General features: G+C 42.9%; 17 protein-coding genes. 13 read left to right on the top strand and 4 right to left on the bottom strand.

The features are described from left to right. Positions 1 to 156: 156 nt before the first annotated feature. From thpR to trmB, 4 genes are all read left to right on the top strand, one after another. Positions 157 to 714, top strand: a complete 558-nt coding sequence (gene thpR, locus AC1MBV_RS13095; RefSeq protein ID WP_480948452.1) for an RNA 2',3'-cyclic phosphodiesterase — start codon at positions 157 to 159, stop codon at positions 712 to 714. Between the two features lie 160 nt (positions 715 to 874). Continuing rightward, complete coding sequence (locus AC1MBV_RS13090) at positions 875 to 1,660, top strand: hypothetical protein (protein ID WP_480948451.1); 786 nt, start codon at positions 875 to 877, stop codon at positions 1,658 to 1,660. A 193-nt stretch (positions 1,661 to 1,853) separates the two neighbouring features. Continuing rightward, positions 1,854 to 2,585, top strand: a complete 732-nt coding sequence (locus AC1MBV_RS13085) for a phosphotransferase family protein (RefSeq protein WP_255745843.1) — start codon at positions 1,854 to 1,856, stop codon at positions 2,583 to 2,585. 234 nt (positions 2,586 to 2,819) lie between these two features. Next, a complete protein-coding gene (gene trmB / locus AC1MBV_RS13080) occupies positions 2,820 to 3,461 on the top strand; it encodes a tRNA (guanosine(46)-N7)-methyltransferase TrmB (protein ID WP_255745842.1) in 642 nt (213 codons plus the stop codon). A gap of 42 nt (positions 3,462 to 3,503) precedes the next feature. Here the strand turns inward: trmB and AC1MBV_RS13075 are convergent, their stop codons facing one another. Continuing rightward, positions 3,504 to 3,827 (bottom strand): hypothetical protein, encoded by a 324-nt coding sequence (locus tag AC1MBV_RS13075; protein ID WP_480948450.1) that lies wholly within the window; start codon positions 3,825 to 3,827, stop codon positions 3,504 to 3,506. Positions 3,828 to 4,050: 223 nt separating this feature from the next. Here AC1MBV_RS13075 and AC1MBV_RS13070 point away from each other — a divergent pair, with 223 nt between their 5' ends. The 8 genes from AC1MBV_RS13070 (at position 4,051) to ccpA (ending at position 12,272) form a co-directional block, all read left to right on the top strand. Beyond that, positions 4,051 to 4,572: a DUF84 family protein gene (locus AC1MBV_RS13070; RefSeq protein WP_480948449.1), complete on the top strand. Its 522-nt coding sequence runs from the start codon at positions 4,051 to 4,053 to the stop codon at positions 4,570 to 4,572. Between the two features lie 109 nt (positions 4,573 to 4,681). After that, complete coding sequence (locus AC1MBV_RS13065; protein ID WP_480948448.1) at positions 4,682 to 5,497, top strand: DUF1444 family protein; 816 nt, start codon at positions 4,682 to 4,684, stop codon at positions 5,495 to 5,497. A gap of 65 nt (positions 5,498 to 5,562) precedes the next feature. Next, the gene (gene ytpR, locus AC1MBV_RS13060; protein ID WP_480948447.1) at positions 5,563 to 6,186 is read left to right on the top strand and encodes a YtpR family tRNA-binding protein; all 624 of its coding nucleotides are present in this window, start codon (positions 5,563 to 5,565) and stop codon (positions 6,184 to 6,186) included. Between the two features lie 38 nt (positions 6,187 to 6,224). Beyond that, positions 6,225 to 8,519: a DNA translocase FtsK gene (locus AC1MBV_RS13055; RefSeq protein WP_480948446.1), complete on the top strand. Its 2,295-nt coding sequence runs from the start codon at positions 6,225 to 6,227 to the stop codon at positions 8,517 to 8,519. 303 nt (positions 8,520 to 8,822) lie between these two features. After that, positions 8,823 to 10,130 carry a UDP-N-acetylmuramate--L-alanine ligase gene (murC, locus tag AC1MBV_RS13050; RefSeq protein ID WP_255745832.1) on the top strand — a complete coding sequence of 436 codons (1,308 nt, stop codon included), beginning with the start codon at positions 8,823 to 8,825 and terminating at the stop codon, positions 10,128 to 10,130. Positions 10,131 to 10,286: 156 nt separating this feature from the next. Further along, the gene (locus tag AC1MBV_RS13045; protein ID WP_255745830.1) at positions 10,287 to 10,712 is read left to right on the top strand and encodes a DUF948 domain-containing protein; all 426 of its coding nucleotides are present in this window, start codon (positions 10,287 to 10,289) and stop codon (positions 10,710 to 10,712) included. A 17-nt stretch (positions 10,713 to 10,729) separates the two neighbouring features. Continuing rightward, positions 10,730 to 11,017, top strand: coding sequence for a YtxH domain-containing protein (locus AC1MBV_RS13040; RefSeq protein ID WP_255745828.1), 288 nt, complete (start codon positions 10,730 to 10,732; stop codon positions 11,015 to 11,017). A 256-nt stretch (positions 11,018 to 11,273) separates the two neighbouring features. Beyond that, positions 11,274 to 12,272 carry a catabolite control protein A gene (ccpA, locus tag AC1MBV_RS13035; protein WP_255745825.1) on the top strand — a complete coding sequence of 333 codons (999 nt, stop codon included), beginning with the start codon at positions 11,274 to 11,276 and terminating at the stop codon, positions 12,270 to 12,272. 134 nt (positions 12,273 to 12,406) lie between these two features. Here ccpA and AC1MBV_RS13030 read toward each other — a convergent pair whose 3' ends face one another. The 3 genes from AC1MBV_RS13030 to AC1MBV_RS13020 form a co-directional block, all read right to left on the bottom strand. After that, positions 12,407 to 15,037: a transglycosylase domain-containing protein gene (locus AC1MBV_RS13030; protein WP_255745823.1), complete on the bottom strand. Its 2,631-nt coding sequence runs from the start codon at positions 15,035 to 15,037 to the stop codon at positions 12,407 to 12,409. 276 nt (positions 15,038 to 15,313) lie between these two features. Continuing rightward, positions 15,314 to 15,916, bottom strand: coding sequence for a 30S ribosomal protein S4 (rpsD, locus tag AC1MBV_RS13025; protein WP_255745821.1), 603 nt, complete (start codon positions 15,914 to 15,916; stop codon positions 15,314 to 15,316). 266 nt (positions 15,917 to 16,182) lie between these two features. Further along, the gene (locus AC1MBV_RS13020) at positions 16,183 to 16,632 is read right to left on the bottom strand and encodes a GAF domain-containing protein (RefSeq protein ID WP_255745819.1); all 450 of its coding nucleotides are present in this window, start codon (positions 16,630 to 16,632) and stop codon (positions 16,183 to 16,185) included. A gap of 172 nt (positions 16,633 to 16,804) precedes the next feature. Here AC1MBV_RS13020 and refZ point away from each other — a divergent pair, with 172 nt between their 5' ends. After that, a complete protein-coding gene (gene refZ / locus AC1MBV_RS13015) occupies positions 16,805 to 17,443 on the top strand; it encodes a forespore capture DNA-binding protein RefZ (protein ID WP_255745817.1) in 639 nt (212 codons plus the stop codon). Positions 17,444 to 17,623: the final 180 nt, after the last annotated feature.

The following is a 17,623-nucleotide window of genomic DNA, read 5'->3' as shown; positions in this document are numbered from 1 at the left end:
TTCCAGTTATAGAGATAATTTCAATAATACCGTATTGATTAATGAGTGATGATACGAAGTAATTGATTTTTAAAAAACATTACAGCAATGCTAACGATTAAAGAAAGAGTAATTTTATCATGTGAAGGCTTTTGCTCAAATTGAGGTGTATATCTGATGACTGATCACTATTTTTTGGCGATTCCGCTTGCTGACGAATTAAGAATTATGACCTGTCAAACGGCCACGCCATTTATGAATAACATTCACTATAAACGGAGGATGAATCCGGCAGATCTTCACTGTACACTTCTATTCTTTGGTGCACTTGACGAAGAAAAAAGAGCAGCGGTCGTTCAGACTGTTTCTCAAATTTCGCGCCGGCATCATTCATTCCATTTGAAACTGTCAGGAATTGACGGATTTGGAGAGAAACATCGGCCGCGCGTTTTGTTTGCTTCGCTCTTTCCGAACCAGGAACTGCACCAGTTAAGAAGTGATCTTGGACAAGCGTTATCCATTATCGGTTTTAATATAGAAAAACGTCCGTTCCATCCACATATTACATTAGCAAAGCGATGGATTGACGGTGAAATGCGTGTGGATCTGCCAATAACTGATTGCGCCATAACAGGAAAATCATGGGAGGTATGCAGCATGATGCTTTTTAAAGTTCAGCCTGAGACTCTGCCGCATTATCTGCCGGTTTTTGAATTTCCTTTTTTAGGTGAATAAATACTTCGCCTAATTAGAGTTTTGAATTAAAATAATAGTTATGGTGAAGAAAAGATTAATGAAGTCAACTTTGAATGCCGACAGCGCTCAGACTTTCTCATACGCATCACTTCACATCTATTTTTAACAGCACGATTTGTTCAAGAGAAGGGGAACGAGTATGGCTCAACTCATTAAAATAAATCAATGTATTTCCCGCTATCAGATGAACTTCCGCAGTTACGCTAATCGTTATAATTGGCTGAAGAAAAGGCGGTTTGCGGAGTGGAAAGAAGACTGGGAACATGTTCATGGCATTCAACAATCAGATGATGGTGCCGATATATATAAAAACCAATTGAAACATGAATTTGAGGATTGGCTTTTTGACAAGCAATTGGAATGGTCGACGCGAACCGCATTTGAATGGTCATCCTTTCCAGACACGATTTATTCGGAGCATTGGTTAAGGCATTTAATTAAAGAAATAAACGATGTCTCATTTTTCATGTACCTGCCGGTGCTACTTACCCGGTCTGGCCCCGTTCAGCTCGATTCTCTGTTAATCGCGAATGATGTCATTTGTTGTGTTCATCCTCTATTGGGTAATCCCGGCGATGTGTTTCAACCCGTTTCACAAAGAAATTGGAATGTCATTACGAATGGAGCACAGCGTCCGCTCTTAAATCCTTTGATCTCACTGCGGCGGACCAAAGCAGTTGTTTCAGCCTTTCTGCAGAGCAAAGGGCTGTGGTCTATGGAAGTGGAAGCAGTTGTGTATGCCCCTGATGGTTACATTGAGTCTAAAGCAGGCGAGTTTGAGGCGCGTTTTATTGATTTGAGAAACGAAGCTGAATGGTTCCAAAAAATGGATCAGCATTCCTTACTTATGAAGCGGGGACAGATTGAATGTGCTGAAGCCCTGCTCAACAATAGTGAAACCGTATCTGAACCTAGGACAATCTGATTAAAATCATTTGGATTCTTCTCATCTTTTTGATTGTTGATTGAACGCGAACGTGGTATATTTTTAGGCATAGTCTGTTTTTTGCATAAAAAAAGCAGATCTGGAAAGGCAATGGTGGAATGCTTTGATTCGATTTTTCGATGGCGATAATTGGAAGATATCTCCCGCAGGAGGATTAACAGGAGAAGCCTTTATGGCAAGCTCAGGGGAAAATAAGCTTTTTATAAAGCGAAATTCTTCCCCATTTCTTGCTGTCCTATCTGCTGAGGGCATCGTCCCGAAACTGCTGTGGACGCGGCGCATGGATAACGGCGATGTGTTGACTGCACAGAAGTGGATGAAAGGGCGAGTGCTGCTGCCGAGAGAAATGTCCTCAGAGCAGGTTGCGGATCTGCTGAAAAAAATTCATACGTCTGAGCCTCTGCTGAATATGATGAGGCGTTTGGGCAAGAAGCCGATGACGACCACACAAATACTTAATCAATTGGAGAGCCGGGCACAGGGGCGGAATGAGACTCGGGCGCTTAGACAATCGCTTAATCTCTTGAAAGACATGGCTGAACTCGCTGAATTTCCAAACAAAATGGTATGCCACTCGGATATTAATCATAATAATTGGCTGCTTAGTCACGATGAAAAAAGTTTATATCTTGTCGATTGGGATCAGGCGGTAATCGCTGATCCGGCCATGGATTTGGCGATGCTGCTCTACTGGTACGTCGAAGAGGATCAGTGGGAAAACTGGCTTGGTCTCTATGGACTTAAGCTTACGCGGTCACTGCAGCTGCGGCTTGTATGGCATATGGTGGCTATGACCTTAAGATTTATGTTCTGGCACCAAGAGCATGCCGAAATGAAAAAAATGATCTTATTTGAGAAAGATTTGCTTTGGCTTAATGAGTATGCTGCAGATATCCTGCCTTAATTTTGTACCGCTTGTTTATTCGGATGCCCGCTGTAAAATAGTCGTATGAAGCATCTTCCCATAAAAGAGGGAGGATGCACTTTGTTGCGGACTTGAGCATTTGATTGAAACAGCCAATGTGGAATTAATGACTGCCATGGTAGAATAGAAAGAAAAGCAATAGAATAAGTTTACCGCAAGTCTTCAAGCGGTACTTTAATTAGTGATTCAAGTGAAAATAAGGGAGAGTTATTCATGAGAGTACGCCATAAACCTTGGGCAAAAGGAAAACTTGATCAGTATTCGGATATTGTGATTCAATCGCCTAAAGAGTATAACGGCGAATGGCGTGATTTATTTAAAAGGGATGCGCCGCTTCACGTAGAAATAGGATCCGGTAAAGGCCGTTTCATTACGGGAATGGCCAAAAAATACCCAATGATTAATTTTATTGGCATAGAACTGCATGAAAGCGTGATTGTCACTGCTCTTGATAATTGCTTGAATGAGAACCTTGAAAACGTACGGTTGATTAACGAGGACGCAAGAGGTTTAACGGAGTTCTTTGCTGAGGATGAAGTAGATGCACTTTACCTGAATTTCTGTGATCCTTGGCCTAAAAATCGTCATGAAAAAAGAAGACTGACCTATTCTGCTTTTCTCGCTCAATATGAGTATGTGTTAAAAAAAGGCGGAATCTTGAATTTCAAAACAGATAACCAAGGCTTATTCGAATATTCGCTTGAAAGCTTTTCTAAATATGGATTTGTCCTTCAGAATATCAGTCTTGATCTGCACCATTCAGGGACAAAGGATAATGTAGTGACTGAATATGAAGAAAAATTTTCTGGAAAGGGTCAAAGAATTTATCGCTGTGAAGCCATATCCAGTGAATAATAAAATCTCACTGCACGAGAAGCGGCAGTGAGATACACGTTGTTAGTGTTGTGCAGTTAATTCAAGGACCGTTCCACTATGTGCATCGGCAACAAAATCGAAATAGCGGCTGGTTCCATGTTCAATTGAGATCAAGCCCCCCTTGTAGACCATATAGTTCAAGTCGTCTCTTGACCAAATGTGCGGGGAAAGGTAAATCCAGGCACCTTCGATCGGCAACTGGTTATTTATCGCGGACTTGACGTGTTCCAGCACATGTTCCGAACTCAATGTTTCTTTTTTACTTATAAGGCGGCACGTGGCGATTCCGGCGAAATAACCGGTGATTGTTCCGACCACAAGAGCTGCAGCAAAGCGTCTGCTCATGCTATCTCCGCATCCCTTCTTACAGGAGTGTTCCAAGCAGCTCTGCCGGGCTGTGTGGGACTCCCTGTATTTTCTTTCTTATCTAAAAGTATAATGAATCCGAACGATTTTACCAAGAATAACCGTAAAGATTAGAAATGGGAAAGCGGTCCGGTGAATCTGGGGCAGTACGATTCAATAGAATGAATCACGAAATAATTCAGTAAGGAAAGAAGGAAAGTTCATGACCATTATTGGGGTCGGGACGAAGAACCCGGCGAAATTAGATGCAGTAAGACAATTACTGCAAGACGGATCAATCGATGCAGAGATCCGTAGTTTTGATGTTCCATCAGGCGTTTCCGCAATGCCAATGTCCGACCTTGAAACAAGGCAGGGAGCGATCAACCGTGCAAAGACCGTATTGAGTCAAAATCCCGCAATTGATTTCGGTATCGGAATGGAAGGAGGGGTATCGGATATCGGAGGCGAGATGTATTTATGCAACTGGGCGGCAGGAGCTGATCGAGACGGCAAGGTGATCAGCGCAGGCGGCGCTCGAATTCTTCTCCCAGAAGCACTTGCTGAAGGTATTCGTTCCGGCAGCGAACTTGGCGACATTGCTGATGCGTATGCGCATCAAAAAGATGTGAGCACTCATGGCGGAACAATTGGTATTCTAACGGAAGGACGCATCACGCGTACCGAAATGTTTTTACATATTTTAAAACTGATTGAAGGCATGTACGCGCATAACAAGAACTAACTGTCTACCATCATGTATCCGGTCTATGCTAAACTAAGAGCATGTTCTTTCTATGACGGATGTACCGTTAGGTAGATGGTGAATGAAATTAATAAGGGGCTGATTGATTATGGATCGCGCCGAACTGATAAAGATTCTTGAGCAGAGATTTAATACGAAAGATCGAACGATTCGTTTTGATCATAAGAAAGAAACAGTGCGTATTGAGCAAGCAGCAAATGGCAAAGGCGTTACTTTGTCGCTTGCCGAGTTGCAGCGCCGGGTACAGGAAGATGGAAGTGAAGCACTGGAGCAGACATTGATCGCCATTGATCGCGGAATCGAAGCGATGGCTGTCTCGCCTCATTTAAAGGGAAAAGAAGATCGGATCTTTCCGGTCATCCGTTCTGCGTCTTTTCCGAACCATACGCATGACGGCCGTCTGTTGATTTACAGAGAACATACGGCTGAAACGAAGATTTTTTATGCGCTGGATCTTGGAAATGCATGCCGACTCATCGATGAGCAGTTTCTTGCTCGCGAAGGCCTGGACAAGCAAACGCTAACAGAACTTGCCATGTTTAATTTGAGCGCACTTCCGACGACTTTTAAAAAGGATGTTGTCCGACACAATACGTTTTACTTTATCACGATGAATGATGGCTTTGACGCTAGCAGGATTCTGAATCGAAAACTGATTGATACGATGCGTTCAAAGGCGAAGGGCGATTTGACTGTGGCTGTGCCGCATCAGGATGTATTGATTTTCGGCGATATTGTTAATCCTGAGGGTTATGATATTCTTGCACAGATGACCATGAAATTTTATACGACAGGTAATCTAAGAATCACCATGCTGCCGTTCATTTTTGATGAAAAAGGTGAGCTCGAACCGATATTCATCATGGCGAATAAACGGCCGATGACAGGCAGACCGAAAAAGTAACAGGAAAATGGTGCATACTCAGGGTCGTGTGCAGCAGCATAATGGATTGGAAGGGGTTTAATTGAATGATTCTTTACTATAATCGTGAGGGCATTGGCGATATTTTAATCATTTATTTGAAAGATGGAGAGAAAGAAACGTTTCAGACAAAAGGCGACGTGACACGAATTTTCGATGAAACAACAAATGAGACATTGGGTTTTAATATTTCCCATGCTTCATATTTTGTAAAAAATGAATTGGCTGGAGAAGTCAAAGCAGATGCATCACTGATCGAGCACTTGAATCAGAAACTTGCAGATGAAAAACTGGATTATTCTCTACCCGAAACACCAAAACCATTGATCGTGACAGGATATGTGCGTGATTTGAAAGAACATCCGAATTCGGATCATATGCATGTGTGTCACGTGGAATGCGGGGAAGATACATTGCAGATTGTTTGCGGTGCGCCAAACATTGACCAAGGCCAGAAAGTGGTTGTTGCTAGACTTGGGGCTTTAATGCCGAACGGAACGATTATAAGGCCAACAGTGCTTCGAGGAGTAGCATCTGACGGAATGATTTGTTCTGCTCGAGAATTAGCACTGCCGAATGCGCCTCAAAAGAGGGGAATATTAGTACTCGATTCCGCCACTCAAATCGGGCAGGATTTTTATGCACTCGTAGCAAAGAAAGTGCGCGTTTAATCATTAGAGAGCGTTGTGTGAAGGTGAGGTGAATGAAAATGGCTGATAAATGGTGGCGCCGATTGTTTAGTTCGGATAATGATGAAACACAGATTCAGGGCAGCGAGCATGAAGAGACGACTGCTGCGGCTCCGGTTGGGCGATTCAAGGATGCCAATAGGCATGTTGAAGTGAAGATGCTTGCCAAATATCCTGAGCATAGCCTGCAGCCCGAGAGAAAATCAGCGAAGGAAAAAAATGCAGATGAATTGATAGCTTATCAAGCGCAGCATGCGGCTCATTTGAGGAAAAAGGCTCCTTTTCGTCTAACTAAGGTGCCTTCCCCTGTTTTTGGCTACCGACAGCCTTCAGAAACAATCAAATCGAAGAAACCAGATCCATCTTTTTATCTAAATAACGATAAAGAGGAGCAAGAGAAACGGCAGATACATGATCGGAAAAAGGAAGAACAGTTGCATCCGGTTGAATTGCCTCATTCTGCAGATCAGCCGATGCTTGATCGGCAAATTACTGATCAACCGGCCATGACTAGGAAAAAAGAAGTACGCCGTGATGATTTTACTGAAAACATATCTTCAAATAAGAAAGCGATCGGTGAGGATGAACATGTACTGTCAAAGGAGAGTGCAGTTCACTCAACGTTGTCGGAAACAAGTCACACTGATCAATCAGAAGCTGTGAAAGATGAAGTTCGGGAAGAACACGGTTCATTTCAAGAGCTCAGACGAACCGAGCCAGATCAAAGTCGTCATGAAACACTTCGAGTGAGCAGCAGACTGCCTCGCTCACCGCATCGTCATGAATCACAATCAAAGGTTCCTTTCAATGTTCTGATGTTTCATTCGGATCGCAAACCGAAACAAACGGCTGTAGCTGTACCTGCCGGCGAGTCGCCGAAATCAGGTGGATTGCAGCTGCCCCTCAATCTACTCAATGATCCGAGCCATTCGGAAGAGGAGAGCAATTCATGGATTGAGGATAAACAAGAAACACTTACTGAAACCTTAGAAAATTTCCATGTCGACGCTGATGTCATTGGTTACGTCCAAGGACCGAGTGTGACACGATTTGACCTTCATCTGCAACCGGGTGTGAAAATCAACAAGGTGCTCAGTTTAAATGAAGATATTAAATTGAGTCTTGCTGCAAGACAAATCCGTATTGCGCCGGTTCCTGGTACAAGTGCAGTGGGTATTGAAATACCGAATAAGGTGCGCAAACCGGTATTGCTCAAAGAACTGCTTGCATCCACAGAATATATAAAAAGTCAGGCACCGTTGACGGCAGCGCTCGGTCAGGACGTTTCCGGCAATCAGGTGTTTACAGATCTGGCTAAAATGCCGCACGGTTTAATTGCAGGGGCGACGGGTTCGGGAAAAAGTGTCTGTATTCATTCCTTGATCTTAAGTTTGATCTATAGAACATCACCTGAAGATCTTCGCTTCTTACTGATCGATCCGAAGGTCGTAGAACTGGCGCCTTATCAAGAAATACCGCATTTAGCAGCTCCTGTGATTACAGAGCCGAAAGAAGCGGCAGCGGCACTTAAATGGGCTGTGGAAGAAATGGAGCAAAGATATCGGTTATTTGCTGAAAATGCTGTTCGCGACATGGAGGGCTATAATCGAAAAGTTCGTTCTGGGGATGCAAGCGGCGAGAAAATTCCTTACATAGTGATTATTATTGATGAACTCGCTGATTTAATGATGGTGGCACCGCAGGACGTTGAAGAGTCCGTTTGCCGCATCGCTCAAAAAGCAAGGGCAGCAGGTATTCATTTACTTGTCGCTACTCAGAGACCATCTGTGGATGTTATTACTGGATTAATTAAATCCAATATTCCAACCAGAATTGCCTTCAGCGTTTCCTCGCAAACAGATTCCAGAACCATTTTGGACTGTGGCGGCGCTGAACGATTACTGGGTCGCGGTGACTTGCTGTTTGCGGAAAACGGATCCAGAAGCTTGCGCAGGCTTCAGGCTTGTTATGTATCCGATGAAGAAATTAATCGGGTAGCTCATGCATTCCGGAATGATCCAAAGCCGGATTATCTCTTTTCACCGGAGACGGTTCGGACCGATTATGAGCGATCCGAACAGGAAGACGAACTGCTCGGTGAAGCTGCTGAGTTCGTTGTGGACCAGGGGCAGGCTTCAGTGTCTGCCATTCAACGCCATTTTCGAGTCGGCTACAATCGCGCGGCTCGTCTTGTCGATGAACTGGAACTGCGCAGCATTATATCTGCGAATAATGGCAGCAAACCACGTCAGGTTCTGGTCTCTAAGGAAGCACTCAAAGAACGTATGTCTGAAAACGAGTTGGAACAATTTTGAATGAATGCAGCAGGAACCATTTCTCAAATGGTGCATCCGGTGGAAAAATATACTTTTACAATACATTAAATAAAGGTTAAAATAAGTGTCGGGCATGGCGGGCATTCACATTGAACGCCTAAATCACGCCCGAATTTTGTGCATTCACTCTAAGGAGAATGATTGCACATCCGCACTTGTCGATCAGTTTCTGTTTTTATTGATGATGACGATCCTGCAGCACACAGAATAGTCAATAATTGAGTATACTATTCATATTGCAGCGATTTAGTCATGCACGAAGCAATTTATGGAGGTCATTGTATGACGAAATACCATTTTGTTGGCATAAAGGGTACTGGAATGAGCGCACTCGCTCAAATCCTTCAAGATCTGCATCATGAAGTTCAGGGATCGGATTATGACAAACGTTTTTTTACACAGAAAGCGCTTGAGGATAAAAAAATTAAGATATTGCCCTTTACTGAAAAGAATATTACTTCTGATGAAGTCGTAATTGCTGGGAATGCATTTCCAGATCAGCACGAAGAAATTGTCAAGGCAAAAGAAATCGGCGTGCCTGTGTATCGCTACTACGACTTTTTGGGCGATTTAGCAAAGAAATATACGAGTGTCGCGGTTACCGGAACACATGGCAAAACATCAACGACAGGTTTGCTTTCTTTTGTCTTTGAAGCGTTCGCGCCGACCTCATACTTGATTGGCGATGGTACCGGTTCAGGCAATGATAAGAGTAAATATTTCATTTGGGAGTCTTGTGAATATAAACGGCATTTTCTCCATTCAGATCCGGACTATTGCTTGATCACCAATATTGAATTTGATCATTCGGATTATTACAGGGATTTGGATGATGTTGTCAGCGCTTTTCAGGAATTGGCCCTAAAGGTGAATAAAGCAGTCTTTGCATGTGGCGATAATGAAAAGTTGCAAATGATTAAATCAAATGTCCCGATTATTTATTATGGTTTCAATGAAGAAAATGATTTTCAGGCAAGAAATGTGACCTTCCTGCCTGATGACTCTGGAACTGAATTTGATGTCTATGTACGCAATGATCTCTATGGACATTTCAAAATCACCGGGTATGGCAACCATAATGTGCTCAACGCGCTTGGTGTTATTTCCTTCTGCAATTATATGAATGTGCCGATCGAACTTGTGAAGGAACGTCTTGCTCAATTTCACGGTGTTAAACGCAGATTTTCTGAAACGAAACTCGAACAAGAGGATCAAATACTAATTGACGATTATGCGCACCATCCGACTGAAATTCGTGTAACAATCGAAGCGGCTCGTGAAAAGTATCCGGACCGTAAGCTGGTTGCCATTTTCCAGCCGCATACGTACTCCAGGACAATGACGTTTATGGATGAATTCGCTGCTTCTCTCGCAACAGCCGATGAAGTCTATCTTTGTGATATTTTCGGCTCTGCACGAGAGAAGAGCGGCAAAACGTCTATTCATGATCTTCAAGATCGCATTAATGGATCTCATATTTTGCATAACAGCAACATTGAAGACCTGAAGCAGTATCGACACAGTGTCCTGCTATTCATGGGTGCCGGTGACATTCAAAAATATCAGAACGCTTATAAAGAAACGTTGTAAATCCTTCTTGCCGAATGCTTTCTGCCTTTTTTTACCGGTTTTTAAATGGTAAGATATAAGAGTGGACAAGTAATTCGTGATTTCAATCACGCACAGGTATAGAAATGCGATGATTCATCAAACTAATAAAGAATCGATTGAAAGGGAGGATCTACGGTGATCATTATCTTGTATTTAGCCGTTGCGGTTATAGCCGTTGCGTTTGCCGTTCTTGTTTATTTCCTGTCACAAACATTACGTGCTGCACAGAAAACGATGGAAGACGTTGCATCAACACTTGAAGATGTTCAAGTGCAAGTTAAGGGCTTGAGTGAAGAGACAACAGAACTTTTACACCGGACGAACCTGCTCGCGGTCGACCTTCAGAGGAAATCTAAAAGTTTGAATAGTGTATTTGATGCTGTTGAAGGGTTTGGAGAGTCTTTAGGTTCAATTAATACGTCGGTTAAGCGTGTTGCGAGCAATATTGAAAGTAAAGGCTTTGAAAATTCAGGCAAGATCGCACAAACCATGCAGTGGAGTAAAGCAGCCATTGATTTAATTCATCGCTGGCAAAGTGCTCGCAAATCGAATCAAGACTAAATTTAGGGGGCTTTCCAATGGGACAGGACAGAGCAGGCTGTTCTGGAAAAGGTATCGCCTTTTTCTCTGGGCTTGTCGCCGGAAGCGCGCTTAGCGCATTGGCTATTTATTTGTTTATGGCACCTTCGGGGAAAAAGGTTGTGCGTCAGCTGCAGCAAGAGAGCATTGTGCTGGGAGGTAAAAGCGCTGAGCTGCTTCAAACAGCAAAACGCAAATCGATTGATTTAACCCATAAAATTTCGGCTGTCAACAGCGAAAAAAGAGAAGAAAAGGAACAGATGATTCCGATTCCGAAGGATTACTGATTCGCTAAGCTCCAATGCACTACTGTTCCGAGCTCATGGTCTGCAATGAGACAATAGATTGCAGAAATCCCCACTTTTTCGCAGCTTGAACAAGAAATTATAGCGAAATAAGTAAAGTTTTGATAGTATTGGAAATAGGTATCAATAAGTAATTGATGCGTATTTTGGTTACGATAAAATGAAAACGGTATAGAGCGTGAACCGGTGTTCAAGCTGACTATAGAAAAATTGGTTGATTTTGAGGAGGAAAAGAGCATTGAGCGCAACGATTTATGATGTAGCCAGAGAAGCTGGCGTATCGATGGCGACCGTTTCTCGAGTAGTGAACGGTAATCCAAATGTGAAGCCAACAACTAGAAAAAAGGTTTCCGAAGCGATAAAAAGACTGGGGTATCGTCCAAATGCCGTTGCACGCGGGCTCGCAAGCAAAAAAACGACGACGGTAGGCGTAATTATTCCTGATATATCCAGTGTTTATTTTTCCGAGCTTGCACGAGGTATTGAGGATATTGCAACCATGTACAAGTACAATATTATCCTGTGCAACTCTGATCAAAATAAGGACAAGGAAATTCATCTGATCCAAACACTTCTCGGCAAGCAGGTTGACGGTATCGTTTTTATGGGCGGCAAAATCGATCCGGAGCATATTGAAGAATTTAAACAATCCAATGTACCTTTTGTTCTTGCATCGACAGTGGACGAGCAGCACGAAATCCCGTCGGTAAATATTGATTATGAACAGGCTGTTTTTGAAGTCATTTCAAAATTGATTGAATCAGGCAACCAGCATGTCGGTTTTATTAACGGACCGGTTGATGTACCGATTAACGGTAAGTATAAGCTGAATGGTTATAAGGCTGCCCTTAAATCACATCATATTCCGTTTGAAGAAACGCTTGTGACTGAGGGGGATTATACTTATGAATCCGGTAAGGAAGCAACGTCGCAGTTTCTGAGCCAGGAAATCAAACCAACGGCAATCTTCGTTGATTCAGACGAAATGGCGATTGGAGCGATTCACGAGATTCAGGATGAGGGTTTGAAGGTTCCGGAAGATATTGAGGTTGTCAGCAGTGAAAATACGCGTCTCGTCCAAATGGTGCGTCCGACGCTAACCAGCATTGCTGAACCGACATACGATATTGGTGCAGTTGCAATGCGCTTACTAACTAAATTAATGAATAATGAAAAAGTGGAATCGATTACGGTCGTTCTTCCACACCGAATTGATGAAAGAAAATCAACGAAGTAAAGAACGGATCAATAGTGAAGTATTAGAAACCACTAAATTTTTCTGATATATACGTTTTAATTGAGTAAGAAAAGCCCTCTGGCTAAGGTTATATACCTTAGCCAGAGGGCTTTTTGGATTGATTAAAGGTGCCTTTAAGGACGGATTTTGCCGAGAACTCCCGGATTAGCCGCACTTAAGTCTGTGTATGGGAAACGTGATTTTAAGAAATCCGGTTTAATTCTAAAGAGGCCGCTCTCATCCGTTTTATTTTCATCCTGCGGCTGGTTTTCATCAGGTTGATCTTGATCGACAACCGGCTGATCATTCTGCTGCTGCATCTGGTTGAAAGGCTCGAGCGCTTCAATTGCTTCCGTCGGTGTATATTTTTCATTGATTAAATCGTTAACCTCAAAGCCCGCAGCTTTGCAATAGGCGGTCGGCTTGCCATCTGTCAGTCCGCAATAGGTTTCCTTTTTTACCCCCTGGGGTTGCTTGAAGTGTTCCTTAGGAGCCATTAAATCTGGGTCTATATTATAAGCACTGTTGGCAAACCCGGCAAAGAGCTGTTTGCTCTGATTCGAATAGGTGCTCCGGTTAAGCTGTTGATTATGAGCGTAGCCGATCCAAACCCCCATAGTAATATTGGGATTAGATGCGACAAGCCAGCCGTCACGCCAGTCCTGTGACGTTCCCGTTTTTCCTGCCCAATCAGCCGAAAAATTGAGCATACGGGGCAGAGAAGCACCTGTTCCGTATTTAAAGACATCGCGCATCATGTCCAGCATGAGATAATTTGTTTGTTCTGAGAAAACTTTTACGGACTTTGTTTTGTGCTGATAAATGATCGTTCCACTGCTGTCTGTAATTTTATCAATCATGTAGGCATCAATAAATTTTCCGTCGTTTGCGAATGTTGTATACGCATTCGTGTTTTCCTCTATGGTTATGCCCTTTGTAATGCCGCCAAGCGCTGCAGAGACATTATATCCGTCTGATCCGACCAGCGAGGTGATGCCCATCTTTTTCAGATAGTCCGGCGCCTTGTTAGTAGCAGCACTTAATCGCGTAAAGACACTGACAGCTGGTACGTTGTGCGATGCTGCCAATGCCGCGCGAGCAGTCTCAAAGCCGTGAAACGAAGAAGTCGACGTGGTTGAACCATAATCGGTAGGCGTATACGTTACGCCATTGACAATCCGCTTATAGGGAAGGTCGGGAACGATTGAGCCTGGTTGGATCAATCCTAGTTCCATTGCTGGTGCATAGACAAGCAATGGTTTCATAGTCGAGCCGTTCTGGCGAGGCACTTCAGTTGCATAATTTAACTGTGAGCTGTCAAAGCCGCGTCCTCCGACAAAGCTGACAATCTGTCCGGTTTTGTTATCAATAAGAACAGAACCGACCTGCATCGGATCTATGACTTTTTCCATTTTGCCATTCTTGTTTTTCACTTCCATGATTTGCCCATTGTTATTTTTTGCGTACTGGTCAGGACTGTAACCAGAATAATTACGGGCAAATGATTCCATATCGTCATAGATTGGTTTGTTAATGGTTGTGTAAATGCGGTAACCGCCGTTCTCTAAATCAAGTGATGCGTTTCTCATAAATTCAGTAAATAGCGAGTAATGATTTTTAATTGAAGTATAGTTATATTTATGCATTTTAGCAATTTCTTCCAGACTTCGCTTTGGATACACATGACTATGCTCGTAGACCACTTTTTTATAGTTTGTATAATCATCGTACAGCGTATCACTGCTGTAGCCTTGTTTTTGCGCCATTAGCTTTGCCAGGATAATGCTCGAACGGTTCTGCACTTCTTTTGACAGGTAGGGGTAATCGCTGTTAATTGATTTACCTGCTTTAGCAAAATGTTTTTTATAATCGTAGGTCAATGCCTTGTCCAATTGTTCTTTGTTAATGTAACCTGCGGCGTACATGCGGTTAAGTACCGTATGAGCCCGATTGATCCCGGCAGACAGATCTTTTTTTAAACCGCCGTGATTCTGAAATGGGGAGTATGTAAAGGGATTCTTTGGCATACCGGCGATAAACGCTGCTTGAGGCAGCGAAAGCTTATTTGGTTTGACACCGAAAATTCCTTCGGCAGCTGCCGAAGCACCGGCGACATTTTTACCGGAGGCATCCCGTCCGAATGAAGCCATGTTGAGATAGGATTCAAGAATTTCATCTTTTGTGAAAAATCGTTCGACGCGCAACGCAAGCAATATTTCTTTAAACTTGCGGTCAAGTGACACTTCATTAGTCAGAATTTGATTCTTTACGAGCTGCTGAGTGATCGAGCTGCCGCCGGTAACTTGCGGCTTATTGAGTAACTCTTCAGCACTGGCACGAAGGACAGCTTTGGGCACAACGCCATGGTGCTGATAAAAAAGCTCGTCCTCTGTTGCGACTACAGCATGAATCAAATAAGGAGACATATCACTCAATTTTGTCTTTGTACGTACGAGATCACTGTTCATTTTACCTATGGGGATGTTTCCTGCAAAATAACTGACACTACTCTCTGAATAATTGGTAATATCTTTCTTTAGTGTCTTATAGCTGAGCACGGGCTGATCACGTACAAGTGCAGCGAAATAGCCAGAAACAGTGCCAGCCGCAAAAAATAATCCAATAATGACAATGGATAAGGTAAGCAGCAGTGAGTTCCAAATAATACCGGCTATGGATTGTAACGTTTGAATAATTGAGCTTGAAGCCCACTTTTCCGCCAATCGGTCGAAAAAATCGGAAATGTTTTTCAATGGGGCATGCATTCGCAAATCTCCTCTAAAAATCTAGAATATAATCGTTTTTAGGATGCAACATTCTGAAAAATTTAATTAAAGCTCCTTATATATTAGCGTAAATGGCAAAGGTTGAAAAGGAAAAAGCGAACAAACGACTCCCGCGTTGTGTAAAGGATGTGCACGCAGTGAGCAGAAGATCCATATATACGAAAGCCATTCATCAAAAGTTCATTATACTGTTTTCATTTTGTAAAATAAAAAACCTTTCTGCCGAAGCGGAAAGGTTCTTCACAACAAGATCGATTATTTTGAATAGAATTCGACGATCATCGCTTCTGTGATTTCCGCAGGGAGCTCTGAACGTTCTGGAAGTCGTGCATAGGTACCTTCCAGCGTTTTTTCGTCAAAAGTCAAGTATTCCGGAACGAATGTGTTCGTTTCCAAAGAATCCTTGATAATCACGAGGTTACGTGATTTTTCGCGAACGCCGATTGTTTCGCCTGGTTTTACACGATAAGACGGAATGTCAACGCGTTTGCCGTTAACGGTGATATGTCCGTGATTGACAAGCTGGCGTGACTGTCTGCGTGTTCTTGCAAGACCGAGACGATAAACAAGATTATCGAGACGAGATTCAAGCAGAATCATGAAGTTTTCACCGTGAACGCCTTTCATTTTTGCAGCATCGTCAAAAATGCGGCGGAATTGACGTTCGTTAATTCCATACATGAAACGCAGCTTCTGTTTTTCTTGTTGTTGACGACCATATTCAGACAACTTAATACGTTGAGTCGGACCGTGTTGTCCCGGAGCATATGGGCGCCTTTCAAGTTCTTTACCTGTGCCGCTGAGTGAAATACCCAAACGACGTGATTTTTTCCAAACCGGACCAGTATAGCGAGCCATTGAATGACTCCTCCTTCGTCATTTTATTCGAATGTGTTGCAAGACAGATCATTCCGCCATTAACACACTCTGGTCGGTATAAAATGACACCTCTGCATGCGAGCTAAAGATATTTTGCTATCTTGCACCTTCGCCCAGGCAGTCTAGGTTACGCAGTACACCTCTTTCTAACAAGAGGAACAAAATAGAAAGGCTTTAGACCCATACAGTGCTGCCTCATTTTACACGAACGCAATTATACCTTTTTCAAGAATGATTTGTCAAGCTTATAAATAAGCAACCAAGGTTTCCGCATATGCCTCAAGAAATTGCTGGTCGTCCTCGGAAAAACGGTCGCAAACCGGACTATCAATATCAAGCACGCCGAGCAGTTCACCGTCTTTGATTAGGGGAATCACAATTTCTGAGCGTGATGCCGCATCACAGGCAATGTGACCGGGAAATTCATGAACATCAGGTACGCGAAGAATTTCTCGTTTTTGGGCAGCAGTTCCGCATACACCTTTTCCCATGGTGATACGCACACAAGCTGTTTTCCCTTGAAAAGGACCGAGGACAAGCTCATTGTCATCGGTAAGATAGAAGCCGACCCAATTTATTGTATCGAGGCATTCGTTCAGCCATGCTGAAGCATTCGCCAGGTTCGCTATTTGGTTTGATTCGTCCTTAATTAGTGATTCAAGCACTTGAATTCTTGTTATATTGACAGAATTCATTTCTTTTCACCCCGATCAAAAGAGAAAGTACCTTAATTTTAGCAGAATGAATCGAATTTTTCAGCATATATGTCGAATGGTTTTAAAAGGGTAGACGCCATTTAAGACGAACGTTTATAGTAAAGAGGTCAATGGAAGCCGGCCCAGTCAATAAAAGAGAGGGGATCACGGGATGCCGACTAAGAGCGTGGATCCAGCAAGCGGAAAAAAATCGAAAGACGCGGTCATTCACTCAGCGCTTAAATTATTTAATATGAGCGGCTATGACGGAGTATCTGTGCGTGCGATTGCATCGGATGCCGGGGTAAATATCGCGCTTGTCTCTTATTATTTTGGTGGAAAACAGGGGTTATTAGAACATTTAATGGCTGCGTTTTTTGAAGGTTATCTCAGCACGTTGGAAAAATCAGAACAAGATTCGAAGGAGCAGGCATCGCCTGCAGAACGATTGACCACCATCGCAGAACAATTAATCCGTTATCAGCAGCGTTATTTTTATCTTTCACGCTTTGTCCATCGTGAAATGACACTGGACAATCAACTGGTGCGGGAACTGATGTCCAGCTATTTAGTGAAGGAAAAGTTTCTTTTTGAACGCATTTTTAAGCAAGTATTAAGTGATAGCCGGACGAATCAATTGCAAGCGGAGTTTGTGGTCATTGAGTATCGAGACATGATCATCATGCCGTTTCTTCAGCCGCAATATTTAAGAGAAGTTTATTTCATGCAGCCAAGTGGGCGCAGCTTTCTTGAACAATATACCCGTCACATTCATGACTGGGCATACCGCCTGTTTAATCAATCGGAATAAGTCACTAATGGTGTTCTTGATAAGAAGCAGAAGAGTTATGATTCAATGTGCTTCTACACTTCTACATATGAAGAGTTTTGATTGTTTCCGTCCCGATTCCTTGAGTGTATTATTTATTGCGATGGCCATCAATCAGGAGAAATTTTATTGCTAACCGAAGATCATTTATACAGATGTCGA

The organism is Sporolactobacillus sp. PKPK-6 (assembly GCF_056678885.1).
This window is presented reverse-complemented; position numbering and strand designations above follow the sequence as displayed.